Origin of the sequence: Siccibacter colletis, from assembly GCF_025914095.1 — a bacterium.
In the GTDB taxonomy this organism is placed as follows: Bacteria; Pseudomonadota; Gammaproteobacteria; order Enterobacterales; family Enterobacteriaceae; genus Siccibacter; species Siccibacter colletis.
On record NZ_CP074352.1, the window covers coordinates 530,121 to 554,820 of the forward strand.

34 protein-coding genes are annotated in these 24,700 nt (G+C 59.7%); 30 read left to right on the forward strand and 4 right to left on the reverse strand.

All coding sequences use genetic code 11. The annotated features are described in order from the left end of the window. Positions 1 to 39: 39 nt before the first annotated feature. The gene (locus KFZ77_RS02645) at positions 40 to 1,572 is read left to right on the forward strand and encodes a methyl-accepting chemotaxis protein (RefSeq protein ID WP_264385357.1); all 1,533 of its coding nucleotides are present in this window, start codon (positions 40 to 42) and stop codon (positions 1,570 to 1,572) included. A 438-nt stretch (positions 1,573 to 2,010) separates the two neighbouring features. Beyond that, a complete protein-coding gene (locus tag KFZ77_RS02650; protein WP_031518939.1) occupies positions 2,011 to 3,567 on the forward strand; it encodes a methyl-accepting chemotaxis protein in 1,557 nt (518 codons plus the stop codon). Positions 3,568 to 3,730: 163 nt separating this feature from the next. Here KFZ77_RS02650 and KFZ77_RS02655 read toward each other — a convergent pair whose 3' ends face one another. Beyond that, the gene (locus tag KFZ77_RS02655) at positions 3,731 to 4,231 is read right to left on the reverse strand and encodes a PadR family transcriptional regulator (RefSeq protein ID WP_031518938.1); all 501 of its coding nucleotides are present in this window, start codon (positions 4,229 to 4,231) and stop codon (positions 3,731 to 3,733) included. Between the two features lie 242 nt (positions 4,232 to 4,473). Between KFZ77_RS02655 and KFZ77_RS02660 the strand changes: the two genes are divergently transcribed. The 4 genes from KFZ77_RS02660 (at position 4,474) to KFZ77_RS02675 (ending at position 8,083) form a co-directional block, all read left to right on the forward strand. Continuing rightward, positions 4,474 to 5,244 carry a siderophore-interacting protein gene (locus tag KFZ77_RS02660; protein ID WP_264385358.1) on the forward strand — a complete coding sequence of 257 codons (771 nt, stop codon included), beginning with the start codon at positions 4,474 to 4,476 and terminating at the stop codon, positions 5,242 to 5,244. Between the two features lie 188 nt (positions 5,245 to 5,432). Further along, positions 5,433 to 6,725 carry an MFS transporter gene (locus KFZ77_RS02665; RefSeq protein WP_264385359.1) on the forward strand — a complete coding sequence of 431 codons (1,293 nt, stop codon included), beginning with the start codon at positions 5,433 to 5,435 and terminating at the stop codon, positions 6,723 to 6,725. A 345-nt stretch (positions 6,726 to 7,070) separates the two neighbouring features. Then, positions 7,071 to 7,784: a hypothetical protein gene (locus KFZ77_RS02670; protein ID WP_264385360.1), complete on the forward strand. Its 714-nt coding sequence runs from the start codon at positions 7,071 to 7,073 to the stop codon at positions 7,782 to 7,784. Further along, positions 7,781 to 8,083: a YjeO family protein gene (locus tag KFZ77_RS02675; RefSeq protein WP_264385361.1), complete on the forward strand. Its 303-nt coding sequence runs from the start codon at positions 7,781 to 7,783 to the stop codon at positions 8,081 to 8,083. Before KFZ77_RS02670 ends, KFZ77_RS02675 begins: the two co-directional genes overlap by 4 nt. A gap of 50 nt (positions 8,084 to 8,133) precedes the next feature. On the opposite strand, the gene KFZ77_RS02680 is transcribed toward KFZ77_RS02675, so the two are convergent. After that, positions 8,134 to 8,718, reverse strand: coding sequence for a phage repressor protein CI (locus KFZ77_RS02680; protein ID WP_031518933.1), 585 nt, complete (start codon positions 8,716 to 8,718; stop codon positions 8,134 to 8,136). Positions 8,719 to 8,854: 136 nt separating this feature from the next. On the opposite strand from KFZ77_RS02680, the gene KFZ77_RS02685 reads away from it, so the two are divergent. From KFZ77_RS02685 to KFZ77_RS02770, 18 genes are all read left to right on the forward strand, one after another. Further along, the gene (locus KFZ77_RS02685; protein WP_031518931.1) at positions 8,855 to 9,079 is read left to right on the forward strand and encodes a hypothetical protein; all 225 of its coding nucleotides are present in this window, start codon (positions 8,855 to 8,857) and stop codon (positions 9,077 to 9,079) included. Between the two features lie 49 nt (positions 9,080 to 9,128). Next, the gene (locus KFZ77_RS02690) at positions 9,129 to 9,470 is read left to right on the forward strand and encodes a DUF5347 domain-containing protein (RefSeq protein WP_031518930.1); all 342 of its coding nucleotides are present in this window, start codon (positions 9,129 to 9,131) and stop codon (positions 9,468 to 9,470) included. Between the two features lie 76 nt (positions 9,471 to 9,546). After that, complete coding sequence (locus KFZ77_RS02695; protein ID WP_264386139.1) at positions 9,547 to 9,765, forward strand: DUF2732 domain-containing protein; 219 nt, start codon at positions 9,547 to 9,549, stop codon at positions 9,763 to 9,765. Continuing rightward, complete coding sequence (locus KFZ77_RS02700) at positions 9,765 to 9,989, forward strand: TraR/DksA family transcriptional regulator (protein WP_031518926.1); 225 nt, start codon at positions 9,765 to 9,767, stop codon at positions 9,987 to 9,989. The genes KFZ77_RS02695 and KFZ77_RS02700 overlap by 1 nt, the downstream gene beginning before the upstream one ends. Beyond that, on the forward strand, positions 9,986 to 12,211 hold the full coding sequence (locus tag KFZ77_RS02705) for a replication endonuclease (RefSeq protein ID WP_264385362.1): 2,226 nt from the start codon (positions 9,986 to 9,988) through the stop codon (positions 12,209 to 12,211). The genes KFZ77_RS02700 and KFZ77_RS02705 overlap by 4 nt, the downstream gene beginning before the upstream one ends. A 147-nt stretch (positions 12,212 to 12,358) precedes the next feature. Then, on the forward strand, positions 12,359 to 12,550 hold the full coding sequence (locus KFZ77_RS02710) for a hypothetical protein (protein ID WP_031518923.1): 192 nt from the start codon (positions 12,359 to 12,361) through the stop codon (positions 12,548 to 12,550). A 290-nt stretch (positions 12,551 to 12,840) separates the two neighbouring features. Next, complete coding sequence (locus KFZ77_RS02715) at positions 12,841 to 13,044, forward strand: tail protein X (RefSeq protein ID WP_264385363.1); 204 nt, start codon at positions 12,841 to 12,843, stop codon at positions 13,042 to 13,044. Then, positions 13,035 to 13,250 carry a phage holin family protein gene (locus tag KFZ77_RS02720; RefSeq protein WP_264385364.1) on the forward strand — a complete coding sequence of 72 codons (216 nt, stop codon included), beginning with the start codon at positions 13,035 to 13,037 and terminating at the stop codon, positions 13,248 to 13,250. The genes KFZ77_RS02715 and KFZ77_RS02720 overlap by 10 nt, the downstream gene beginning before the upstream one ends. After that, positions 13,234 to 13,743 carry a lysozyme gene (locus KFZ77_RS02725; protein ID WP_264385365.1) on the forward strand — a complete coding sequence of 170 codons (510 nt, stop codon included), beginning with the start codon at positions 13,234 to 13,236 and terminating at the stop codon, positions 13,741 to 13,743. Before KFZ77_RS02720 ends, KFZ77_RS02725 begins: the two co-directional genes overlap by 17 nt. After that, the gene (gene lysB, locus KFZ77_RS02730; protein ID WP_264385366.1) at positions 13,740 to 14,153 is read left to right on the forward strand and encodes an Rz-like lysis system protein LysB; all 414 of its coding nucleotides are present in this window, start codon (positions 13,740 to 13,742) and stop codon (positions 14,151 to 14,153) included. The genes KFZ77_RS02725 and lysB overlap by 4 nt, the downstream gene beginning before the upstream one ends. Beyond that, on the forward strand, positions 14,035 to 14,277 hold the full coding sequence (gene lysC / locus KFZ77_RS02735; protein ID WP_264385367.1) for an Rz1-like lysis system protein LysC: 243 nt from the start codon (positions 14,035 to 14,037) through the stop codon (positions 14,275 to 14,277). The genes lysB and lysC overlap by 119 nt, the downstream gene beginning before the upstream one ends. Beyond that, positions 14,261 to 14,737: a phage tail protein gene (locus tag KFZ77_RS02740; protein ID WP_264385368.1), complete on the forward strand. Its 477-nt coding sequence runs from the start codon at positions 14,261 to 14,263 to the stop codon at positions 14,735 to 14,737. Before lysC ends, KFZ77_RS02740 begins: the two co-directional genes overlap by 17 nt. Before the next feature lie 106 nt (positions 14,738 to 14,843). After that, the gene (locus KFZ77_RS02745; RefSeq protein ID WP_264385369.1) at positions 14,844 to 15,485 is read left to right on the forward strand and encodes a phage baseplate assembly protein V; all 642 of its coding nucleotides are present in this window, start codon (positions 14,844 to 14,846) and stop codon (positions 15,483 to 15,485) included. Next, positions 15,482 to 15,829, forward strand: a complete 348-nt coding sequence (locus tag KFZ77_RS02750; RefSeq protein ID WP_264385370.1) for a GPW/gp25 family protein — start codon at positions 15,482 to 15,484, stop codon at positions 15,827 to 15,829. The genes KFZ77_RS02745 and KFZ77_RS02750 overlap by 4 nt, the downstream gene beginning before the upstream one ends. A 4-nt stretch (positions 15,830 to 15,833) precedes the next feature. Then, complete coding sequence (locus tag KFZ77_RS02755) at positions 15,834 to 16,742, forward strand: baseplate assembly protein (RefSeq protein WP_264385371.1); 909 nt, start codon at positions 15,834 to 15,836, stop codon at positions 16,740 to 16,742. Continuing rightward, positions 16,735 to 17,346 carry a phage tail protein I gene (locus KFZ77_RS02760; protein ID WP_264385372.1) on the forward strand — a complete coding sequence of 204 codons (612 nt, stop codon included), beginning with the start codon at positions 16,735 to 16,737 and terminating at the stop codon, positions 17,344 to 17,346. Before KFZ77_RS02755 ends, KFZ77_RS02760 begins: the two co-directional genes overlap by 8 nt. Then, entirely contained in the window at positions 17,343 to 18,437 is a 1,095-nt protein-coding gene (locus KFZ77_RS02765) for a phage tail protein (RefSeq protein WP_264385373.1), read from the forward strand. Before KFZ77_RS02760 ends, KFZ77_RS02765 begins: the two co-directional genes overlap by 4 nt. After that, complete coding sequence (locus KFZ77_RS02770) at positions 18,437 to 19,042, forward strand: tail fiber assembly protein (protein ID WP_264385374.1); 606 nt, start codon at positions 18,437 to 18,439, stop codon at positions 19,040 to 19,042. The genes KFZ77_RS02765 and KFZ77_RS02770 overlap by 1 nt, the downstream gene beginning before the upstream one ends. Here KFZ77_RS02770 and KFZ77_RS02775 read toward each other — a convergent pair. Both KFZ77_RS02775 and KFZ77_RS19740 read right to left on the reverse strand, forming a co-directional pair. Beyond that, the gene (locus KFZ77_RS02775; protein ID WP_264385375.1) at positions 19,014 to 19,442 is read right to left on the reverse strand and encodes a tail fiber assembly protein; all 429 of its coding nucleotides are present in this window, start codon (positions 19,440 to 19,442) and stop codon (positions 19,014 to 19,016) included. The two genes, KFZ77_RS02770 and KFZ77_RS02775, sit on opposite strands and share 29 nt — an antisense overlap. 2 nt (positions 19,443 to 19,444) lie before the next feature. Further along, positions 19,445 to 19,858, reverse strand: a complete 414-nt coding sequence (locus tag KFZ77_RS19740) for a gp53-like domain-containing protein (protein ID WP_406678797.1) — start codon at positions 19,856 to 19,858, stop codon at positions 19,445 to 19,447. Between the two features lie 30 nt (positions 19,859 to 19,888). On the opposite strand from KFZ77_RS19740, the gene KFZ77_RS02780 reads away from it, so the two are divergent. From KFZ77_RS02780 to KFZ77_RS02805, 6 genes are all read left to right on the forward strand, one after another. After that, positions 19,889 to 20,479: a recombinase family protein gene (locus KFZ77_RS02780; protein WP_264385376.1), complete on the forward strand. Its 591-nt coding sequence runs from the start codon at positions 19,889 to 19,891 to the stop codon at positions 20,477 to 20,479. Between the two features lie 64 nt (positions 20,480 to 20,543). Further along, a complete protein-coding gene (locus tag KFZ77_RS02785) occupies positions 20,544 to 21,734 on the forward strand; it encodes a phage tail sheath protein (protein ID WP_264385377.1) in 1,191 nt (396 codons plus the stop codon). Positions 21,735 to 21,746: 12 nt separating this feature from the next. Next, positions 21,747 to 22,265 (forward strand): phage major tail tube protein, encoded by a 519-nt coding sequence (locus KFZ77_RS02790; RefSeq protein WP_264385378.1) that lies wholly within the window; start codon positions 21,747 to 21,749, stop codon positions 22,263 to 22,265. A 57-nt stretch (positions 22,266 to 22,322) separates the two neighbouring features. Continuing rightward, positions 22,323 to 22,598, forward strand: coding sequence for a phage tail assembly protein (locus tag KFZ77_RS02795; protein WP_031518901.1), 276 nt, complete (start codon positions 22,323 to 22,325; stop codon positions 22,596 to 22,598). A 32-nt stretch (positions 22,599 to 22,630) separates the two neighbouring features. Further along, positions 22,631 to 22,750 carry a GpE family phage tail protein gene (locus KFZ77_RS02800; RefSeq protein ID WP_051640441.1) on the forward strand — a complete coding sequence of 40 codons (120 nt, stop codon included), beginning with the start codon at positions 22,631 to 22,633 and terminating at the stop codon, positions 22,748 to 22,750. After that, positions 22,743 to 24,698 (forward strand): phage tail tape measure protein, encoded by a 1,956-nt coding sequence (locus tag KFZ77_RS02805; protein ID WP_264385379.1) that lies wholly within the window; start codon positions 22,743 to 22,745, stop codon positions 24,696 to 24,698. The genes KFZ77_RS02800 and KFZ77_RS02805 overlap by 8 nt, the downstream gene beginning before the upstream one ends. The last annotated feature ends 2 nt before the right edge of the window (positions 24,699 to 24,700 follow it).

Below are 24,700 nucleotides of genomic sequence, written 5' to 3' on the forward strand. Positions count from 1 at the left end.
AACAATTAACAACTGGATAACCTGCCAAACGGAGCTGCTATGTCTTCACGTCCCGCCGTCACCCAGCGTCAATATATGCTGGATGATAATACCACCCTGATGTCCACCACCGACCTGCAAAGTTACATCACCCACGCCAACGACTCCTTTGTTCAGGCCAGCGGCTATCAGCTCCATGAACTGACCGGCAGCCCGCACAATCTGGTGCGTCACCCGGATATGCCTAAAGCCGCCTTCGCCGACATGTGGTACACCCTCAAGCAGGGCGAGCCCTGGAGCGGCATCGTTAAAAATCTGCGTAAAGACGGCGACCACTACTGGGTGCGTGCCAATGCGGTCCCGATGGTGCGTAAGGGTGAGGTCACCGGCTATATGTCGATCCGCAGCCAGGCCTCCGCGGAAGAGATTGCCGCCGTGGAGCCGCTGTACGACGCGCTGAATAAAGGCACATCGAAATATCGCCTGTTCAAAGGCCAGGTGCTGCGCAAGGGCTGGCTGAGCAAGCTGGCAGGCATCTCGCTGCGCTGCCGCATTCGCGGCGTGATGGCAACGCTGTTCGCTTTGCTGGTGCTGGCCCAGGTTGTACAGGGCGTGAGCGGGACGGCGCTGGCTATCTCTGCGGCGGTCAGCGCGGTGGTGATGCTGCTGGGCTGCGCGCTGTTTGAAACCCAGATCGCCAGGCCGATTGAAAACGTGTCCCGCCAGGCACTGCGCGTGGCGACCGGGGAGCGTAACACCGTGGACCACCTCAACCGTACCGATGAGATCGGCCTGACGCTACGCGCTGTCGGCCAGCTTGGCCTGATGTGCCGCTGGCTTATCAACGACGTCACCAGCCAGGTGGTGAACGTGCGCACCGGCAGCGAAACGCTGGCAAAGGGCAATGACGATCTCAATGAGCGCACCCGTCAGACCGTCGTTAACGTCCAGCAGACCGTTACCACCATGAGCCAGATGGCGTCGTCGGTGCAGAACAACTCCGAAACCGCCGCCGCGGCTGATAAGCTTTCCAGCGCCGCCAGCCAGGCGGCCGCCCAGGGCGGTGAAGCGATGGAAACCGTGGTCAGCACGATGGATGAAATCGCCGACAGCACCCAGCGCATCGGCTCCATTACGTCGCTTATCAATGACATCGCCTTCCAGACCAACATCCTGGCGCTGAACGCTGCCGTCGAAGCTGCGCGCGCCGGCGAGCAGGGTAAAGGGTTTGCCGTGGTGGCGGGTGAAGTTCGCCATCTGGCAAGCCGCAGCGCCAACGCCGCGAACGACATCCGCAAGTTGATTGACGCCAGCGCCAGCAAAGTGCAGTCCGGCGCGGTGCAGGTTCACGAAGCGGGGCGCACCATGCAGGATATCGTGGCCCAGGTGCAGAATGTCACCCAGCTTATCGGCCAGATCAGCCACGCGACGTCTGAACAGGCCCAGGGGCTGTCCGAGCTGACCCGCGCCGTGGCGGAGCTGGACAGCATTACCCAGAAAAACGCCGGGCTGGTCGAAGAGAGCGCGCAGGTTTCGTCGATGGTGAAACATCGGGCTGAGCGTCTTGAAGATGCGGTTACCGTTTTACATTAAGTGCTGTGCCCGGCTTTGCAGGCCGGGCCTTTTTTTACCTGTCCTGCCATCCTGCTTATTTCCCGTTTTACGTCCCGTTTTACCTTAATTTGTTAAATAAATATTAAATTGTGGGCGATATTTCACCTCACCAGGCAAAACCTGGTCAGGAAAGATAATTTTACGCCGCGTTAAATACGATTTGGTAATAACGAGACGGGAAGCAGAAAGTGATCTAAAACACAATTCCCCGATCAATAAATCACAATTAATAGTTGCCGACTATCGAATTGGTCATTTACCAAAGAAAAAAACGATCAAACTCATAAAGTTACCTTTCTGCTGTCCGATAACCCCTCTCAGGATCGTGAGGGCGCAACTTTTCCTTCCAGCTTATTTTCCTGCCTTCACGGGACGTCATTTGTGTTTGCCACACCACGACAGTCTTACGGAGAAAATATGTCCTTACATGATGTAAAGATTCGCACAAAATTAATCCTCGCCTTCGCGTTCTTTGTGCTGCTGTTGATTATCAGCTCGTCGCTGTCGCTATTAAGCTTAAGCAGCGCCAATAACAATATTCAGGAGATCGTCAGCGATACCTATCCCACCACGGTGAAAGCGAATCAGCTGATCGAAAACTTCCAGGATTTCGTTAACGTGCAGCAGCTGCTGTTGCTGGATGAGGACAAACGCTGGGCCAGCCAGTCCGAACAGCGTATGACGGCCATCAGCGCCAATATCTCCACCCTGATTAAGTCCCTCGATACAACGCTGAAAGATCGTGAATCCCGCGCGGTACTGACGCGTATTCAGGATATTCGTAAGCAATATCTGGACTCCCGCTTCCGCCTGCTGGCTGCCGTGCAGCAGAACAACCGCGCCGGGGCGATGGATGAGATGATGAATACCACCATCGGCCTGCAGGACGAGTATAAAAAGGCGGTGCAGTCGCTCATCACTATCCAGAACAAGCGCATGACCGATTCAGGCGCGCGCGTGGCAGATGATTACCAGAGCAACCGCCTGATGCTGATCGCGCTGGCACTGGTGTGCATCGCGCTGGCAGTGGTGATAGCGATGGTGATCGTGCGCTCGATTACCGGGCCGCTGAGCCAGGCGGTGGCGTTTGCGAAGGCAATCGCCGATGGCGATCTGACGCGCTCGGTTGAGAGCCATCACCGGGATGAAACCGGCGTGCTGCTCAGCGCGCTGATGGAGATGAAAACCCGCCTGCAGGAGATCGTGCAGGAGGTGCAGTTCAGCTCGGAAAGCATCTCCAGCGCCGCCTCGCAGATCGTTGCCGGTAACCAGGATCTGGCCTCGCGCACCGAAGAGCAGGCCAGCTCGGTTGAAGAGACCGCCGCGTCAATGGAGCAGATCACCGCTACGGTGAAAAACACCTACGACAATACCAACCACGCCACGCGCCTCTCTTCGGAAGCGGCCACCGGCGTGAAGAGCAACGGCGAGAAGATGGCGCAGGTTACCAGCAAAATGCGCATGATCAACGACACGTCCAACCGGATGTCGGACATCATCAACCTGATCGACGCGATTGCCTTCCAGACCAACATTCTGGCGCTCAACGCCGCTGTAGAAGCCGCGCGCGCTGGCGAGCACGGGCGTGGATTTGCCGTGGTAGCTGGCGAAGTGCGTCAGCTGGCGCAGAAAAGCGCCTCGTCGGCCAGCGAGATCCGCAGCCTGATCGAGAACTCCGCGGGCCAGACCCGCGAGGGCATGGAGCTGGTGGAAGAGGCGGGAGGCCTGATCGCCGGCATGGTGAAAAACGTTGATGAGATGGACGGCATTCTGAAGGAGATTGCCCAGGCCAGCCGCGAGCAGTCTGACGGTATCTCGCAGATCAATACCGCTATCGGCATGATCGACACCACTACCCAGCAGAACTCGGCGCTGGTGGAGGAGTCAGTGGCCGCGGCAGCCTCCCTGCAGGAGCAGGCGCATCACCTGAAAGAGATGGTGAAAGTGTTCCGCCTGCGTGAAGAGATGGCGTAACGGTATCACCGGGACTGCAGGACTGATGCTTTTGCGTTAAGCGCGTAGGGTGGGTAAGCGTAGCGCACCCACCTTCAGCAAAGCCGCAGTGATGGCTGCGTGCCTACCCGCGTTATGAGACTTCACTCTAACTCAGGAACTCCGGGCTGCCAGGCCCGGTTTTTTATTCCAGCCGGGTAATTTCCAGCGCGGCACCGTCGATGATCGCCACGATCTGTTTCAGCTGCGCCGGGCTGACGTCGCCCTGATTCACTTTCAAATCCAGCACCGCTTTGAAATTTTCCAGCGCCCGCTTCATCTGGGGATCTTTGCGTAACTGATGTCCGACACAGCGTGCCTTTATACGATCGAGGATCTGCCCGAGCTGCTCGCTGTGCTCGTCCAGCCAGCGCTGGCCCGCGACGGTAATGGCAATTTTTTTACGTCCGCTCTCTTCATCGGTAATGCTGATTAACGTCTGCTCCTGCAGAAAATCGAGAGTGGGATAGATCACTCCAGGGCTGGGGGTATAGTTGCCCTGAGTCAGGGATTCGATCTCTTTAATCAGCTCATAGCCGTGACTGGCTCCACGGGTCAGGATATCCAGTATCACCAGCCGCAGTTCACCGTGACCGAAGAAGCGCTGTCGACGATGGCCGCCGTCAGCAGAGGTTGCGTGGCGCATTATTTTACTCCATTAACAGATATATCTATTTATATCTAAAACGGTTTTTTATACAAGCTTTCATTCCAGGTTTATCTAATTGACTGTTTATAAAGACTTTTAATGGAAGCCTTTAATACTCGTTGTGAAACAGAGCCTGTCTAAAAAGATCTTGCATTCCGGATGGATGGCAATCATTATCATTTACACCAAATTTAGATATATCGTAATTGATCCCGATTCGCTTCACGAAGGCAGAAAAAATGACGCAATCCAGTAAGGTTTATCCGCAGCGCGTACGTAACGAGCTGCGTTTTCGCGAGCTGACGGTGCTGCGCAACGAGCGTATCAGCGCCGGTTTTCAGCGGGTGGTATTAGGTGGCGAGGCGCTGGCGGGGTTCAGCTCGCGCGGTTTCGACGATCATACCAAGGTGTTTTTCCCGCAGCCAGGCGTGCCGTTTGTACCGCCTGTGGTCACCGATGAGGGCATCGTCTGGCCGAACGATGTGCGTCCGGCGTCGCGCGACTACACCCCGCTGTATGATGAGGCGCGTCACGAGCTGGCGCTCGACTTCTTCATTCATGAGGGCGGCGTGGCCAGCGACTGGGCGCAACACGCCCGCGCTGGCGATACCCTGACGATCGGCGGGCCGCGCGGCTCGCTGGTGGTGCCGCTGAGCTACGGGTATCAGCTTTACGTCTGCGATGAATCCGGCATGCCGGCGCTGCGCCGCAGACTGGAAGCCCTGCGCGCGGCGGGTCATCGTGGTGTGGTAAAAGCGATCGTCACCGTGGCCGACGCCGCCTGCCAGGATTATCTGGCGCATCTTAATGATGTCGATATCGACTGGGTGATCGGCCACAGCGAGCAGGCCGTGGATGAACGCCTGGCGGCGCTGGCTATCCCGGATGACGACTATTTTCTGTGGATCACCGGGGAAGGCAAAGTGGTGAAAAACCTCAGCCGCCGTTTCGACGGTGACGCCTTTGATCCCCAGCTGGTGCGTGCAGCCGCCTACTGGCACAACAAGTAACCTGTCGGGGCGCACGTCGCCCCGCATTCTCCCCGCTTCATCTCCCACACCGTGAACCGTCTCACACTCCGATAAGAATATTATATTTCATGCTCCTGTTTATGATGGAATATTTTATTCTTAAGGGAGGATATATCCGTTCCGCCAGCCAGCATAATCATTCCAACAGGGTGAGGAGAGGTTCCGCCATGCAGCATCACACCGCAGCTCCCGGCGCGCACAAACGCGCGCTGATCGCCGGCTCGATCGGCAATTTTATCGAGTGGTATGAGTTTGCCGTTTACGGTTTTCTCGCCACCATCATCGCGCAGAACTTTTTCCGGCTTGAAGGTGAGGCGGAGTTAACAAGCCTGATCCTGACCTACGCCTCGTTCGCCGTGGCGTTCTTTTTCCGCCCGCTTGGCGCGGTGGTCTTTGGCCGCATGGGGGATCGCATTGGCCGTAAGCCGACGCTGATTATCGTGCTGATCTCCATGACCCTTGCCACCGCCGCGATTGGTCTGGTGCCGGTTTATGCCAGCATTGGCGTTGCCGCGCCGCTGATTATCACCGGGCTGCGCATTCTGCAGGGGCTGTTTGCCGGTGGGGAATACGGCGGTGCGGTCTCGCTGATGACCGAATTCGCACCGCGCGGCAAACGTGGGCTCTACGGCGCGTGGCAATCCTTCACCGTCGCGCTTGGCCTGCTCGCCGGAGCCGGTATCGTGGCGCTGCTTTCCGTGACGCTCAGCCCGGAAGCGCTTTATGACTGGGGCTGGCGCATTCCGTTCTTTATCGCGCTGCCGATGGGGGCCGTCGCGCTCTGGCTGCGGGTCAGCATGGAAGAGACGCCGGGCTTTGTGCGCCAGCAGCAGCGCCGCGAGGCTGCACCGGTGAAGGCCAGCACCGGGGCGACGCTGAAAAACATCCTGCTGGCGATTGGCCGGGTGATGGTGTGGTCGGCGGCGGGCTATACCTATCTGGTGATTATGCCTACCTACTTGCAATCTGCCCTGCACACCGGCTTTAACCAGGCGCTGCTGATTGCGGTGATCTCGAATATCGGGTTTGCGCTGACCATCATTCCGGCAGGGATGCTGAGCGACCGCATCGGGCGGCGCACCGTGATGGTGGTCGCCACTGGCCTGCTGCTTATTCTGGCTCTGCCGCTGCTGAAGATCCTGCAGGCGGAAAGCGCGACGCTGGCGGTGAAAGCGCTGGTGGTGTTGGTTGCCGGCGGGCTGGTGGGTATCCTGGCTGGCCCTGGCCCGGCGATGCTGGCGGAAATGTTCCCCACCCGCGTGCGCTATACCGGCCTCGGGCTGGCTTATTCGCTCTCCAACGCGCTGTTCTCCGGCTGCGCTGGTCTTATCATTACCGGCCTGATTAAGCAGACCGGCAACCTGGATATTCCGGCGTACTACGTGATGGCCACCGCGGTGATAAGCATTGGCACGCTGATGACGCTGAATAAGAATGACCATCTGAAAGCACTGGAGTAAGGATTACTCCGGGGCGGGAAAGTACTCCAGGGCGGGTAAGCCTGCGCACCCGCCACCGTAGATTTCAAAAGGTGGGTGCGCTGCGCTTACCCACCCTACGTGCTTAATTGATGGTATTACCGTACAAACGCGTTTTTTGTGGGGGATGATACAGATAATCTATGATCCCCACCTGGCTATAAGTGGGGAATATTATTTTTTACGCCTTTAATAACGCAAAAGTGATCTCTTTTCTGAAAAAAACGTTTATATAAAACATGCGCCTTGCAGCCAGATTTATTAAATCAAACGCGGTAAAATAATGCCTTTGTAAGGGAGCGTTTATTGGAGCTAACAAGGATATTTATGACTACTAATTCATATTGCAAGGTTGATGAGCTTGGTTTTCCGGCGTTTACTGGTTGGGATGCTATAAGGTATAAATTATTACCTGACAGTCTTATTTTTCTGACGGGGGATTATTATTTATGGGCTTATAAAGCTGCATATTTAAAATATAATAAAAAAGCAATAGTAAACGCAGCCAGGGCTGAAGGTATCCCCTTGCTGCTTCTGGCAGGGGTAGCGATATCGGAAGTGGGAGGCACTCCCGACCGTTTTAAATCAATTATAGTCTTGCCCTTTCGACAATTGATAATAGATATTCTCAGAAATAATAATATAACATCAAACAAAACGTCTGTCGGACTTATTGCAATGCAGTTGCGCGTAGCTGCAGAGATTATAGGTCTTGATCCCGCCTCGCTGACGCTTTCCCAGCAGCACCAGTTAGCGACCTGCCTGATGTCGAATGAATTTAATATTCGAATGGTGGCAAAACACCTGAAGGATTTAATAATATTCGATAATCCAGAAATAAGAGATACCGTTCATCTTACTGATGAGCAAATCATCGTTGCTGCATCGCGTTATAATCGCGGAATCCAGAGAAACCATGCTGATTTTATAGCGTCTATTCATGCGCATAAAGGTGACAGTAACAGAGAGTACAGTTCTTACGGCAGACGAATTCTTGAGAAACGAAAGACCATCAATAGGATATTAGGAGTGACTCAGTGAAGCGTCTGATGCTGGTCAGTTACTGGCTTTTTTGTATAGCCGCAATCTTCCTGCTCTCCTCTTTTAAGGAGGAGTGGTTTATTGACGGTGGGGAGATAAAAAACGCCTGTATCGCGCATCGGGCATTTGTGGTGGATGATACGCGGGACGTGATGGTCCCGTTGACGATTATTCTGCTGCTGCCCTGGCTGTATCTACTCAAACGAACCCGGCTGACGTCGCTGCTGGTAAACACGGCAACACTGTTGCTGGTGATATTTGCCCTGTGGCGATTCTGGCTCCGCCTGGCGTTCTGTTAACCCTTAACCAGCGGCATCTTTCGTGCCGCTGCTTTTCACCATGCCAACGGTCAGTTAACGATCGTAATTACCACGCGTCCCAGCACGTCGATATCTTCCAGCGCGCAGTCGAAGGCGGTGCCGACGCCGCTGACGCGCACCTTGCGTACCGGGATACGGATTAATGATCGGACGCTGATTTTCCCTTCGATATTCACCAGCCACTCGCCGTCGTAGATGTCGTCGAAGGTGCTATCGATAATGTACTGCGCTTTGTCATCCTGCAGGCAAAACGGCTCGGCGGGAAGCGGGACGCCCGCGCGGAAAAACACCTTATCAAACATGGCGTAGCCCGCATCGTAGAGCTGGCCGTCAACCAGCTTTTTACGCGGCAGCTTCATTACGTCAGGTTCGTCGTCGGCAAATTTTTTACCTTCCCCGGTTGCCAGCCATGCCAGCGATGCGCCGGTTTCCGCCATGCAGCGCACCACGATATCCGCAGGGAAGCCGCCGCGCTTGTAACGCGAGGAGAGGCTGCTGGCAGCCATATCCAGATGCTGGGCCAGCATCATTTTGGACGGGAAACCGTACGCCTCAATGACCCGGTCCAGAACGGACGCACTGTCGCTACTTAAATCAATTTTGAAATCAGTCACTTAAAATCCAGAACTCCGCAAAATGCGTATTGCGAATTGACACTTCGCAAAATGCGAATTATTCTGACCTCGTTTTGTTGATTATGCGAATAATGTTGGCTATTACCGAGCGCAACCGAAACGAGGAGTTTGCCTTATGCGTCCTGACATTACAATCACTATCCCAACCCCTTTCCTGCCGCTGCACGAGTACTGCCGCCTGACCGGTACCGCCATTGGCACTGCCCGGGACATGATCCGCGACGGCCGTCTGCCGATTCGTGATAAAGGCGATAAGCGCCGCGCCCGCGTTGAAGTCAACATGGCGGCGCTGACGGTGGAAGCCCTGAGCGGCTGCGCAGTTTCGCTTAACGCGCAGTAATGAATAACGAATTCGATAATTGCGAATTTTCAGCCTGACGGGAGGCGAGATGGCAATTGAAGGCGTAGCGGCCACGGTGCCGCTGAGCGCGGGTGAACGGGCTGCTGGGCTGAACCAGCTGGCAGCGCTGCGCGCCCGGCACTGGGGCGACAGCGGCTGGGATGAGGTGGCGCGTTTCCTGAACGAGATGCGCGATCGCCGCGACCCGGGGTATCACGATAACTGCCGGGCGCTGGCTGCCATCTTTTACTTTGCGAAGCTGCCCACCGCACGCCACAGCGCAGCGCCGGATGCCTTCACCCGGCAGGAGCAACGGGCGCTGATCGCGGCGATGAACCACTTCCGGGCGGTAGTAAGCCTGTTTCCCAGACGGCTGACCCTGCCGAACTAATCCATTAATCAACAGCAATGGCGTAAACCCGCCAGGCCTGCTGTTGCCTGAATTCAGGAGAATAACCGTGGAATACATGAACACTTTACCCCATCCGGACGCTGAACAGGCGCTGGGGCTGATGATCCATGCTGCGCAAATGCAGGAGCGCAAGGGCGGGGCGCAGGCCATCGCCGGGCGTCTGGACGCGCTGGCACGCAAAATCAGTCGTGAAGCGCTGAACGGCGTCGAAGCGGCAGCGTTGCTGAGCGAAGAAGCCGACCGCTTTGCACACCAGGCCCGGGAGATCGACTGATGGCCGATGAAATTGATATCGCCCAGCAGTACGAGCAGGAGGCGCGCGAACGCTACATCGTTCAGGCGCGCAGCCGCCTGACCGGGCCATCACGCCTGACCTGTGCAAGCTGCGACGAACCGATCCCGGCATCGCGGCGTGCGATCCTGCCCGGCGTCAGCTGCTGCGTCACCTGCCAGGAGATCGCCGAGCTGAAGCAGAAGCACTACCGGGGCGGCGTGTGAGTGATATTGCCTGGGCCTGGCCGTGGAATGCCCCGCGTCCGGCGATCACCAGCCCCGGTCTCACCCGGGAAGAGGAGCAGCGCCGCAACCGCACCATCGCGACGCTGCTGCGTACCCGGCGCTGGCTGGCGCACCATCCTCACTGCGTCACCGCCGGGATTTACCAGCGTATGGACCGGCTGGCGAACGAGCGCGGTATTCCGCGAGCCAACGCGGCGCTGATTGCCTTTGGACGGCGGATGCTGCCGCGTCTGCAGCGGGTGAGCGAACGCTATCAGGCAAGCGGCATCGAGCGCACCCTGACGCGGGAGCTCACTGGCTGGCGCTTCGATGATGCGTACCGCCGCTACCTTATTACCCGGCTGATGGATCTGCTGGCCCGCTACAACCGGCTGGCGGATCTGACTAAAGCCGACATCGATCTGCTCGCGGCGGACATTGCCAGTCTGATCCGCGGTGAAATCGACAGCGAAGCGGATGAAAGCTGGGGTGAGCTGAAAACCCTGCACGCCTGGTATCTGCGCGCTGCCCATCTCTGCCAGCTGTTTCGCATCACCCCGCCCGCGTGGGAGCGCATTACCCGCCGCTACGCCTGTGAAGAGCAGCTTGGCCCGGCGGTGTTGCGCATGTGCAACGCCCTGTGGTGGCGCAGTCGCCTGCGCCGCATCGCCAGCGCCTGGCGCGAGCATCTGCAGATTGCCGTCGGCAACGTCAGCCAGCGCGGCACGCCATACGCCAGCAAAAGCTGCCTCAGCGAATGGCGGGAGCAGAAACGTCGCACCCGTGAATTTCTCAAGGGCATGGAGCTGGAGGATGAAGAGGGTAACCGCATCAGCCTGATTGAACGCTACGACGCTTCCCATGCCAACCCGGCGATCCGCCGCTGCGAGCTGATGACGCGCATTCGCGGCTTCGAAAACATCTGTCAGACCCTCGGCTACGTCGGCGACTTCTATACCCTGACGGCCCCCTCATCCTTTCATGCCACGCTGCGATCCGGCTTCCCGAATCCGCGCTGGTGCGGTGCCAGCCCGGCAGAGACCCAGCGCTGGTTCGCCTCGCTCTGGGCGCGGATTCGCGCTCGCTTACACCGCCAGCAGATCCGCGTGTTCGGTATTCGCGTCGCCGAACCCCATCACGACGGCACGCCTCACTGGCATATGCTGATGTTTATGCGCCCTGAAAACGTGGCACAGGTGCGGGCGATCATGGCTGACTATGCCTGCGAGCAGGATGCTGACGAGCTGACCGATGAGCGCGCCCGCCAGGGACGTTTTCATGCGGTTGCCATCGACGCCGAAAAAGGCTCCGCCACCGGGTACATCGCCAAATACATTGCCAAAAACGTCGACGGCTATGCCCTGGAGGGGGAACGCGACAGCGAAACCGGCGGGCTGCTTACCCAGAGCGCGGCGGCGGTATCGGCGTGGGCCGCACGCTGGCACATCCGACAGTTCCAGTTTATCGGCGGCGCGCCGGTCACCGTTTACCGCGAGCTGCGCCGCCTGGCTGACAGCGAGGCTGCGCGCGGCCTGAGCGTGGATTTTGCCACGGTGCACCAGGCTGCGGACCGCGGCGACTGGGCCGGATACGTCACCGCCCAGGGCGGGCCGTTCGTACCGCGCGCGGCGGTGCAGGTGCGCGTCTGGTATCAGACGGACGACGCGCGTAACCCCTATGGCGAGGAAAAGGTAGCCGTGCGCGGCGTATACGATACCGGCGTGGGGCGCGACGTGCCGCTGCTGACCCGTACCCGGCGCTGGAAAATCGTGCCGAAGATCGCCGCCGCGCAAGCGCAAACTCACTCCTCTTGGAGTTCTGTCACTAACTGTACGGGGGCGACGCACGATCGGAACGATACCCCGTGGGATGGCGTGACGCCGCTCACCCGCAGCCAGCGGCGGCGCTTATCTGCCCGCCTGCGCCAGCCAACGGCCGTGCGGCGGCCACCCTTTATTCCGGGCAGCGACACCGATCGTGACGCGATCCGCGAGATCCAGAAGGATATCCGGATGATGACCGGCGAAAGCATTAGCGCGGGCATGGGTTTCTCGTTGCTGAAGGGGACCACGGCGCGTATTAACGGCCTGTGGTGTCGGGGATCGTCCGGCGGAGAAATCTTCGGCGTTTCGCCCTGTGCAAAGCGTCAGACTGCTGCCGAACGCCAGCAAAATGCCCGACGCATCCTGGCCCGCTTCGCAGCGATCCGGGCGCAAAAGTGACCCTGGACGTGACGCGCGTCATGGATGAATATTCTTTTAATTTCAGCATGATAAAAAAATGAAAGATTGGTTCGATTACACGTTTTCAAATAACCCCTGGCGTGCTACTGTATAGATATACAGTGCTTTTGGTGTAGGGGAGGTCACGTGGATCAGGGGTTGAAAGAGCAGGTGATGTTAGAGCGCGTCGAGTTAATTGCGCGCCTGACGTCAGAAGGAGCCAGCCAGGAAAGAGACAGGGAAATTGCATTAAATTTGATAGCCGAGCTGGCTGGCGGGCAGATGATGACCGACGGCAATTACACCGTGACTTTCACCGTATTACCCATCGACAAATAGCGCCGTGGTAACAGGCTACGCCGCCGGGTGCCGACGCCCGCGCTGTCTTACCGCGCCAACTCAAACCATTATGCCGCCGTGATACCGGTTTTATGCCTTTGCCCGCCCGCTCCGGCGGGCTTTTTTTTGCCCGTTGTCCGGCAATGTTGTGCCTGCCTTCCTCCATCCGCCCTCGATAGCGCCCGGCTGCCCGACGCAGGAAAATAGTCTCAGGCCCGGCGCTAATCGGGCTGCGGCGCGGTGACTCTTTGTCGCGCCGGGATAACTGACCGTAACGAGGAGCGACGCCAATGAAAACCATAGCCAGCCAGGGGGACACGCTCGACGTTATTTGCCAGCGCTACTACGGCCGCACTCAGGGCGTGGTGGAGAGCGTACTGGCTGCCAATCCGGGACTCGCCTCGCATGGGGTGATACTGCCGCACGGCACCGCCGTCGAACTGCCTGAGGTGCCCGCCTCGCCGACCCGGGAGAACGTCAACCTATGGGACTGACCGGGGAAAGAATTACCTCATTTATTGCCTACTGGATCAGCGCCGGACTGGCGTTCTTCGGCGCCATGACGCCGCAGGATTTCGCCGCCTGGTTCGGGGTGCTGGGGGTGGTATGCACCGTTGGCGTTAACTGGTACTACCGCCGCAAAAGCTACCTGCTGATCAAATCCGGCAGCGACGAGGTGCGCCGTGAACTCACTCGCTAAAGGCTGTTCCATCGCCACGGTGCTGGCTCTGACGCTGCTGGTGCCCGACTTTCGACTGCTGCATACCTCCCGGGAAGGGCTGGCGCTGATTGCCGATCTGGAGGGGTGCCGCCTGCGTCCGTATCAGTGCAGCGCCGGGGTCTGGACCAGCGGCATCGGTCATACCGCTGGCGTAACGCCAACGCGAGATATCACCGAGCGCGACGCCGCCGCCAATCTGGTGAGCGACGTGCTGCACACCGAGCGCCGGCTGGCGAACTGCATAACGGTCTCGATGCCCGACCCGGTATACGACGCGCTGGTCAGCTTCGCCTTCAACGTCGGCACCGGGGCCGCCTGCCGTTCCACGCTGGCGGGATTTCTTCGCCGCGGGGAGTGGGCGCAGGCGTGCCATCAGCTGCCGCGCTGGATCTACGTCAACGGCGTGGCAAGCAATGGCCTGAAGCACCGGCGCGCCCGCGAGCAGGCCTGGTGCCTGACGGGGGTGCAATGAGAACCCTGGCTGCACTAACGCTGCTGCTGCTGAGCGCGGTGCTGTGGCTGCACCATAAAAATGGTCAGCTCGCACAGGCGCTCAGCGAGGCCAGCGCTCTCAGCGCCAACCAGAAAGCCGCGATGGGCGCGCTGGAAACGCGGTTGGCTGCGGCACTGACGCTGGGCCGGGATAACGGACGTGCCCAGGTCGCACTGCGCCAGCGGCTTGATGCTGCCGGCACCCATGCGGCCCGGCGGGAACACACCATTACGAGGCTACTTCATGAAAACGCATCGCTTCGCCGCTGGTATGACGCTGAGCTGCCTGATGCTGTGCGTCAGCTGCACCAGCGCCCCGGTTACGCCAGCGCCGGTGATGATCTCCAGCGCCTGTCCGCGGGTGAGCCTGTGCCCGATGCCGGGCAGTAACCCAAAGACTAACGGCGATCTGAGCGCCGATATTCGCCAGCTTGAGCGCGCGCTGATTGCCTGCGCGCTGCAGGTTGAAACCGTTAAACATTGCCAGGATGAACTTGATGCTCAAACCCACTAGCCTGCGCCAGGCCCTCGCGGCGGCGATCCCGGACCTGCGCGACCATCCCGACCGCTTGCGTCTCACTACCGAAAGCGGGCGCATCGTCTCAACCCTTGCCGCCACGCTCTCGTTTGAAGCGCAGTATCAGCTCCAGCTCATCGTCTCGCCGTTTACCGGCGAACTGGAAGAGGTGGTGGTGCCGCTGCTGGCCTGGCTGCGGGTTAACCAGCCGGATTTGATGCCGGTGAACCCGGAGCAGCCCGGCGGCTTCAGCTGGCAGCTCGCGACCGCCGCAGACGGCACGCCGCAGCTCACCATTCTCATCCCGCTTACCGAGCGTGCGCTGGTCAGCCAGCAGGGCGAAACGCTGCATGCCACCTGGGTGCCGGAACCGCCAGAACCCGCAGCGGTAACGCGGCCGGTGGAGCTGTGGATGAAGGACGAGCTGGTCAGCCGCCAGCCTACATCAGGCAGCTGACGCGCTGCCGCATGGATTTTATCCCGGCGCAAGACCGCTCGTTGTGTGAGCCGCCATCGCGCCGGATGAAATGGTCGCTGAATCTCTTTTATCGCATCCTGAACCTATGAACACACTCGCATCGCTTCACGACATTTCGCGCTTACTGCGCAACCTGATCCGCACCGGCGTGGTGGTGGAAACCGACCTTGCCGCCGGGCGCTGTCGGGTAAAAACCGGCGGCATCACCACCGACTGGCTGCAGTGGCTGACCCAGCGCGCCGGACGCTCACGCAGCTGGTGGGCACCCTCCGTTGGCGAACAGGTCATGCTGCTGGCCGTCGGTGGGGAGCTGAGTACCGCGTTTATCCTGCCGGGGATTTTTTCCGACGCGCATCCCGCGCCGTCGGCCTCGGCGGATGGCTGGCACGTAGCGTTCCCCGACGGGGCCACGCTCTCTTATGAACCCGACACCGGCGCGTTGCAGGTGGCCGGGATCAAAACCGCAGACATCACCGCGTCGGAGTCGATTACCGCCACGGTACCGGTGGTGCTGGTGAAGGCCGAAACCCGCATCACCCTGGATGCGCCGGACGTGGTCTGCACCAACCGACTGATTACCGGCTCCATCGAGGTGCAACGAGGAGGAACCATGACGGGCAACATTGCGCACAGCGGCGGCGCGCTGACCTCAAACGGTGTGCAGGTCGACAGCCACAGCCACGGCGCGGTACAGCGCGGCGGCAGCTGGACGGAGGGCACGCAATGACGGCGCGCTATGCCGGCATGGACCGGGCCACGGGCGAGGCTTTGCTGGATGAGGCGCACATTAGCCAGAGCGTGCGCGACATCCTGATGACGCCGGTGGGCACGCGGGTGATGCGCCGGGATTATGGTTCGCTGCTGTCGGCGCTGCTCGACCAGCCGCAGAACCCGGCGCTGCGGCTGCAGATTATGGCGGCGTGCTACATGGCGCTGCTGAAGTGGGAGCCGCGTATCACCCTGAGCGCCCTGAATTTCGAGACCCGCTATAACGGCGAGATGATCGTTGAGTTGACCGGTCAGCTGGTCGACAGCGCGGGCGACGTATCGTTAACCATTCCACTGAGCTGAGACTATGCCGACCATTGACCTGAACCAGCTCCCCGCCCCGGATGTGGTCGAGGAGCTCGATTATGAAACCATTCTCGCCGAGCGCAAGGCGACGCTGATCTCGCTCTATCCCGCGGAGGAGCAGGCGGCCATTGCCCGCACCCTGGCGCTGGAGTCCGAGCCGCTGGTGAAACTGCTGGAAGAGAACGCATACCGCGAAGTGATGTGGCGTCAGCGCGTGAACGAGGCGGCGCGGGCGGTGATGCTCCCCTATGCCACCGGCAGCGATCTCGACGTGCTGGCGACCAACAACAACACGGCTCGCCTGGTCATTACCCCGGCAGACGACAGCGCCATCCCGCCGGTGCCGGCGGTGATGGAGTCCGACAGCGATCTGCGGCTGCGCACCCAGCAGGCGTTCGAAGGGCTGAGCGTGGCCGGGCCAACCGGCGCTTACGAGTACCACGGACGCAGCGCCGACGGACGCGTCAGTGATATCTCGGTGGAGAGCCCCAGCCCGGCCAGCGTCACCATTACCGTGCTGTCGCGTGAGAACGATGGCAAGGCCGATGCCGGGCTGCTGGCAGTGGTTGAGCAGGCACTGAACGCCGAGTCGGTGCGCCCGGTGGGCGACCGGGTGACGGTGCAGGCGGCGGAGATTGTGCCCTATGCGGTGAACGCCACGCTGTTCTTCTATCCGGGGCCGGAAGCGGGGCCGATACGTGATGCGGCGGCGCAAAAGCTGCAGCGCTACGTCACCGCCCAGCACCGCCTTGGGCGCGATATTCGCCTCTCTGCTATCTATGCCGCGCTGCATGTGGAAGGGGTGCAGCGCGTCGAGCTGAGCGAGCCGACCGCAGACATCACCCTCGGCAAGCATCAGGCCTCGTGGTGCACCGGCTACACCCTGCTGAACGGAGGCGCGGATGAGTGACGACCGCCTGCTGCCGCCCGGCACCTCGACGCTTGAAGTCGCCGCCGCCCGCGCTGCGGCGGAGATTGCCCGCGTGCCGGTGCTGCTGCGTACTCTGTGGAGCCCGGAAAGCTGCCCGACGCGCCTGCTGCCGTATCTGGCGTGGACGCTGTCGGTGGATCGCTGGGACGAGAACTGGCCTGAGGCCACCAAGCGCAGCGTCATCGCCTCGGCGTTCTATATCCACAAGCACAAGGGCACCATCAGCGCGCTGCGCCGCGTGGTGGAGCCGCTGGGGTTTTTGATTCAGATCCGCGAGTGGTGGCAGACCGATGAGCAGCCCGGCACGTTTCGCCTGGTGGTGGGCGTGCAGGAGAACGGCATCACCGAGGCAATGTTTCAGGAGCTGGAGCGGCTGATTAATGATGCCAAACCCGCCAGTCGCCATCTGACTGGTCTGTCGATCAGTCTGAGTACCGACGGCGCGTTTTTCGTCGGGGCAAACAGCTACGGCGGCGACGAGCTAACGATTTACCCCTATGTGCCTGAAAGCATCACCGTGAGCGGGGGCTTCTACCCGGCTCAGGCGATTCATCTTGTTGACAACATGAGAGTAACTGCATGACCGCGAAATATTTTGCCATTCTGACCAATCAGGGAGCCGCCCGGCTGGCAAATGCCACCGCGCTCGGCACCAGACTGAACCTGACGCAGCTTGCGGTGGGCGACGCCAACGGCGTGCTGCCGATGCCGAACCCGGCGCAGACCGCGTTGATCCACGAGCAGCGCCGCGCGCCGCTGAACCTTATCGACGTCGATCCGGCCAACCCCGGACAAATCATCGTCGAGCAGATCATCCCTGAGGACGAGGGCGGATTCTGGATCCGCGAGATCGGCCTTTACGATGACGAAGGTTTTCTGGTTGCGGTAGCGAACTGCCCGGAAACCTACAAACCGAAGCTGCAGGAAGGCAGCGGCCGCACCCAGACCATCCGCATGGTGCTGATTGTTTCCAGCACCGAAGCGGTAACCCTGAAAATTGATCCGGCGGTGGTGCTGGCAACGCGTAAGTACGTTGATGACAAGGTTATCGAGGTAAAAGCCTATGCCGATGGCCTGCTGAAAAAGCACGTCGAGGCCGCGAACCCGCACCAGCAGTACCCGTTAATCGCTAACGCGCTAAAAGAAATGGCCAACGCCGGGTTGGTAGGCGAGGTTCTCAAAAACCTTGGTTTGGGGGAAGGCTCCGCGCTGCCGGTGGGTGTGCCGGTACCGTGGCCATCAGCCACCGCGCCAGCAGGTTGGCTGAAATATAACGGTGCGGCATTCGATAAAGCGCGTTATCCAAAACTCGCTGCGGTTTATCCCAGTGGAGTATTACCAGATCTGCGCGGTGAGTTTATTCGTGGCTGGGATGATGGACGTGGGGTTGACACGAGTCGTGGCTTATTATCGGCGCAGGGTTTTGCCATGCAGAATATAACCGGGGCGCTGCATTCCAGATCTGCACCACTCACCGGGGGCGGGGCTGTCGTAAATGCTTTCGGTGCGTTTGCTCTTGCGACGAATTCAGGCGGTAGTTACGTTAATTTAGTTGGAACTAATTCCGCCTCTAACGCAGACATTACAACCTTTGACGCCTCCCGCGTTGCAAGCACTGCTCAAGAAACACGTCCGCGAAACATCGCATTTAATTACATAGTGAGAGCAGCATAATGGTCGAAGCAAAGTTAGATGGACAAATGATCGCAACACAGGCTGGTTATATTACTGTATACAATTATGATGAAATGACTCTCGAATATTTATCTTCATGTGTTGAATATCTTGCTGTCGGCGTGGGCCTGCCTGCTAAATCCTGCATCGAATTTCCGGGTGATAAAAAGGATGGAATGGTTATATGCCGAAAGCCTGATGATTCTGCATGGCAATACCTGCCAGATTATCGGGGCCAGACGGTATACAGGACTGAAACCGGAAAGCCGACAGAAATCACCATGCCGGGAGAATATCCCGCCGGCACTACGACCGCAGCACCGTCAACCCGGTTTGATGTGTGGAACGGTAGCGAGTGGGTGACGGATTCCGCCGCGCAACAGGCCGCAGCTGTTAAAGAAGCAGAGCAGACAAAATCCAGCCTGCGCAGCTACGCTAACGGCTTCATCAACGAGCAGCAATGGCCGTCGCGGCTTGCGCTGGGGAGATTAAGCGAAGAAGAAAAGGCAGCTTTCAGTGCCTGGCTTGATTATCTCGATGCGCTGGAGTCGGTTGAAACATCCAGCGCACCAGAGATCAGCTGGCCGGCTCAGCCGGTGGAGTAGGCCATAAAATATCGGGCGCACCTGAAACATCAATTTCTTTCAGGGCGTCCAGATAATCCAGCCACTTATTAAAAAGCAACTTTTCATCGTCGGAAAGACGCCCAAGCATAAGCTTAGAGGGCCACTGCTGCTCGTTTATATAATTATTGGCCTCATCGGTGTGGCGTTTATTTTCTGCTTTGGCCTGCTCAACAAAATCCAAAGGAATTGTGAGCCAGGCAGGCTTGTTATCGGGGCCGGGCGCTCTCGTTTTTCCTTCAGGCGGATTGCCGCCATATTCAATGAAATCATCACGAGATACCTCTATCAAGTCACCCGGCCATGAACCGGATAAAAGGTATCTTTCTTTATGCTCTTCCTCGTAAAAGGCATTCTTAGAGGGTGAATAATTAATTTTCATTTTTAATATCCAATAGCCAGCCAGCGGAAATTATATGCCCCCGAACCTGCTGAGCAGCGGAGACGGAAATTTGTTGCGGTAAGGTTTCCGGCGGCTGCCGCTGGGATCGTTGTGCTGCCGTTATCGTATGTTGCGAAAACCTGCGCGCATGCGTTCGGAAAGGCCACCCGGAAATTTACGACATTTCCACCGCCGCCGATTCCACCTGCCCCAGCGTCGGCACTTCCCCACTGAATCAGCAAGCCAGAAGGTAAGAACTGAGACCCCGCTGGGCTTTTATTTACTGAGAAAAAAGACATGTCTGGGATCTGTTTTTCCTCGCTTCCCACCCCACGCTTAGCCGCCTCCCCCAAACCAAGGTTTTTAAGAACCCACTCTCTCACCCGAATTACCCCACTTTCCCGCACTCGTGGCATGCTTACGCCTTTTTCGAAGGGCGGAGTAGTATGCTTATCGGCTATGTCAGGGTATCAACAAACGACCAGAACACCGCGCTGCAGCGAAATGCGCTGGAGTGCGCAGGATGTGAGCTGATTTTCGAGGATAAAATCAGCGGCAAGACCGCTGAACGGCCCGGCCTTAAGAAGCTGTTACGCATGCTCAGCGAGGGCGATACCCTGGTGGTGTGGAAGCTGGACAGGCTCGGGCGCAGCATGCGGCATCTGGTGACCCTGATTGAAGAGCTGCGGTTGCGCGGTGTCAATTTTCGCAGCCTCACCGACAGCATTGATACCAGCACCCCGATGGGACGTTTCTTCTTTCACGTCATGGGCGCCCTCGCCGAGATGGAGCGCGAGCTGATTGTCGAACGCACCCGGGCCGGGCTGACGGCGGCGCGTGCGCAGGGGCGGATTGGCGGGCGTCGCCCGAAGCTGACCGAGGCGCAGTGGGCGCAGGTGGGCAGGCTGCTGGCCGCCGGTGAACCGCGCCAGCGTGTGGCGATCCTGTTCGATATTGGCCTTTCAACCCTGTACCGCCGGTTCCCGGCAACGCCGGGCGCGCCACCCCCCGTTGTGCCATCCCTTTCCCAACCCTGACAAATAGCGCCAGACGGTGCCAGACGTGAAAATGGACTCACCCCTTAACGATGGAGTGAACCGGATGAGTGATTTTCACCACGGCGTCCAGGTCGTCGAAATTAACGACGGCACGCGCGTCATTTCAACTGTCTCAACGGCAATTATCGGTATGGTCTGTACGGCCAGCGATGCTGACGCGGCGACTTTCCCTTTAAACCAGCCCGTGCTGATTACCAACGTGCAGAGCGCGATTGGCAAAGCCGGTAAAAAAGGCACCCTCGGTGCGGCGCTGCAGGCGATTGCCGACCAGTCCAAACCCGTCACCGTGGTAGTGCGCGTGGAAGAGGGCAGCGGTGAGGATGCTGAGGCAGCGTTCGCCCAGACCGTCTCTAACGTCATCGGTACTACCGACGCGAACGGCAGCTATACCGGCCTGAAAGCGCTGCTCACCGCCGAAGCGGTGACCGGCGTGAAGCCGCGTATCCTCGGCGTGCCGGGTCTCGATACGCAGGAAGTGGCGACCGCACTGGCTTCGGTGTGCCAGAAGCTGCGTGCGTTCGGCTACGTCAGCGCCTGGGGCTGTAAAACCGTGTCGGAAGCCATCGCTTACCGCGCCAACTTCAGCCAGCGCGAGCTGATGGTGATCTGGCCAGATTTCCTGGCGTGGGACACCGCGACTAACGCCAGCGCAACGGCGTTCGCTACCGCCCGCGCACTCGGCCTGCGTGCTGCCATCGACCAGTCCACCGGCTGGCACAAAACCCTGTCCAACGTCGGCGTCAACGGCGTGACCGGCATCAGCGCCTCGGTGTTCTGGGATCTGCAGGAGTCCGGCACCGATGCGGATCTGCTCAACGAAGCGGGCGTCACCACGCTTATCCGCAAGGACGGTTTCCGCTTCTGGGGTAACCGCACCTGCTCTGACGATCCGCTGTTCCTGTTTGAGAACTATACCCGTACCGCGCAGGTGATTGCCGACACCATGGCCGATGCGCACATGTGGGCAGTAGACAAGCCGGTTACCGCCACGCTGATCCGCGACATCATCGACGGTATTAACGCGAAGTTCCGCGAGCTGAAATCCAACGGCTACCTGATCGACGCCCAGTGCTGGTTCGATGAGAGCGCCAACGATGAAGCGACGCTCAAGGCTGGCAAGCTGGTGATTGATTACGACTATACCCCCGTGCCGCCGCTGGAAAACCTGACCCTGCGCCAGCGCATTACCGACAAGTACCTGGCGAACCTGGTCACCTCGGTCAACAACAGCTAAGGAGGCTGACCCATGGCATTACCGCGCAAGCTTAAATACATGAACCTGTTCCTGGATGGCACCAGCTATCTGGGTGTAGTGAAAGCGGTTACGCTGCCGAAGCTGACCCGCAAACTGGAGAACTACCGCGGCGGCGGCATGAACGGCGTCGCCCCGGTGGATCTGGGGCTGGACGATGAGGCGCTCTCCACCGAGTGGACGCTGGGCGGCTTCCCGGATGAGGCCATCTGGTCGCTGTACGGCGCGGTGAGCGCGGACGCGGTGCCGGTGCGCTTTGCCGGCTCCTATCAGCGCGACGATACCGGCGAGATCGTGCCGGTTGAAGTGGTGATGCGCGGTCGTCTGAAGGAAATCGACGCCGGGGAAGCGAAGCCGGGCGAAGACACCGAGGCGAAAATCGCGGCGGTCTGCACCTACTACAAGCTGACCATCAACGGCAAAACCCTGGTGGAGATCGACACCGTCAACATGGTGGAGATCATCAACGGCGTGGACCGTCTGGCCCAGCACCGTCGCAATATCGGCCTGTAACTGTCAGCCGGCCAGATCCTGGCCGGTTATTTTTCCCCTCAGCACAGAGAGAACTCCATGCAGAACGAAAACACCGTCATTCTGACGCAGCCGATTGTTCGCGGCGAACTGACCATCAGCGACGTGACGCTTACCCAGCCGAACGCCGGTACTCTGCGCGGCGTGGGCCTGGCAGCGCTGGCCAACTCCGAAGTGGATGCCCTGATTAAGGTGCTGCCGCGCATGACCACCCCGACGCTGACCGAGCAGGACGTGGCGCAGCTGGCCTGGCCGGATCTGCTGGCCTTCGCTGGCAAGGTGGTAGGTTTTTTGTCGCCGAACTCGGCGCAGTAACCCTGCCGAAAACCCTGACGGTGGACGATCTGATGGCGGATATCGCCGTCATCTTTCACTGGCCGCCGTCTGAGCTTTATCCCCTGAGCCTGACTGAGCTCATCACCTGGCGCGAGAAGGCGCTACAGCGAAGCGGAAATACCAATGAGTAACGCAAACATTGACGCACTGCTCAGGGCCGTTGGTCAGGCGTCGCTGCCGTTCAAATCCATCGAGGCGGCGACCGCCTCGCTCAACGGCGATATTCGCAGTATCGGGCAGAGCCTGCGCGGCCTGCATCAGCAGTTGGCAGACGTGGAGAGCTTTCAGCGCACCCGCGAGCAGCTTGCCCGCACCGAAACTGCATTGCAGAGCGCCCGCCGCGAGAGCCGGGCGCTGGCAGACACCTTCCACAGCAGCAAACAGCCTGCGGCGGAACTGTGGGACGCGATGGCCGCCTCCGGGAATAACATCCGCACCCTGAACCAGCACGCCGCCGACCTGCAACGCTCGCTGGCAAGCCAGCGTCAGGGGCTGGAGCAGGCCGGTATCAGCACCCGCAACCTCACCAGCACGCGGGCGCGGCTCAGCGCTTCGATCCGCGATACCACCGTCCAGCTTGAACGCCAGCATGAGGTTCAGGCGCGGGTGCTGCGCCAGCAGGCGCAGCTCAACGCCGTGAAACAGCGCTATCAGGCTGGCCAGGCCCGGGCGGAGCGTATCAGCGGCGTGAGCGATACCGGCATGAAAGTGGTGTCGGCCGGAGTGACCGCCGGTACCGCACTGCTGAAACCCGGCTATGACTTCACCGAGAAGCAGGCCGCACTGCAGGCTGAGCTGGGCCTTGCTCAGGATGCGCCGGAACTCCGCACCCTGCGCGAGCAGGCCCGCACCTCCGGGGCAACCACCGCCGCTGACGCGACCAGCGCGCAGCTGGTGATGGCGCAGGGGGGAAGCGATGCCGCCGCGATCGCAACGCTGATGCCGCTGGTGCGCAGCATGACCCTGTCCAACCACGACTCGCAGGCGACCAACGCCGGCGTGGTGATGGCCGCGGTTAACAACGGCACCCTGAGCCAGCTGCAAGCCCGCTATCCCACTGCCGCCGCGCCAGGGGTCAGCGCGGCCCCGGACAGCCTCGGGGGGGATATCGCGCAGCTGAAAGCGGCTTACGAGTCCATCAGCATCGACATTTTTGCCGGGCAGGAGTCGTCCCTGCGCAAACTGGTGCAGACCGCCACCGGCTGGTTACAGAGCCTGGGGACATGGATCGCCGACAATCAGACCCTGACCAGCACCCTCGCCATTATCGCTGCGGCGGTCGTGGGCGTGGCCGGGTTTATCGGCGCGATGGGCGCGGTGGTGTGGCCGGTGATGACCGGTATCAACATCATTATTGCCGCGGCGGGCACTCTCGGCACGGTATTCAGCATTGCCGGGGGCATCATGGCAACTGCCATCGGCGCGATCTCCCTGCCGGTAGTGGCCATTGGTGCCGCCATCGTCGGCGTCGCGCTGCTGCTTTACAAATACTGGGAGCCGGTGAGCGCCTTCCTCGGTGGGCTGTTCACCGGCATCTGGGACGGCGTGCAGGCGGCGTTTGGCCCGCAGATTGCGCTGTTCGGCAAAGTGGCGGAGGCCATCAGCGGCATCTGGCAGTGGCTGTCCGACCTGCTGGAACCAGTGCAGATGAGTAAAGAGGCGCTGAACAGCTTCCGGGATGTTGGCGTGCTGTTTGGTCAGTCGCTGGCGGATGCGCTGCTGCTCCCGCTCAAGGCCTTCAACACCCTGCGCAGCGGCATTGGCTGGGTGCTGGAGAAGCTGGGCGTGGTCAAAAAAGAGTCTGGCGCGATTGAGGAGGCGGCGGACAAGGTCGGTGCCCCAGCGCCGGGATCTTATCTGACGCCCACCGGTGAGATGAAGGGCTATACCCGCTACCAGGCGGCGACGGCCCCGGCCAGCCGTACCAGCGTTGACCAGAGCCAGCACAGCTACAACATCAACGTATCCGGCACTGGCCTGAGCACCGCTGACGTGGTGCAGAGCATTCGCAGCGAACTGGAGCGCTATGAACAGCAGCGCCAGATGCGTAAGCAGGCCAGTATGCAATATGACGTGTAAGG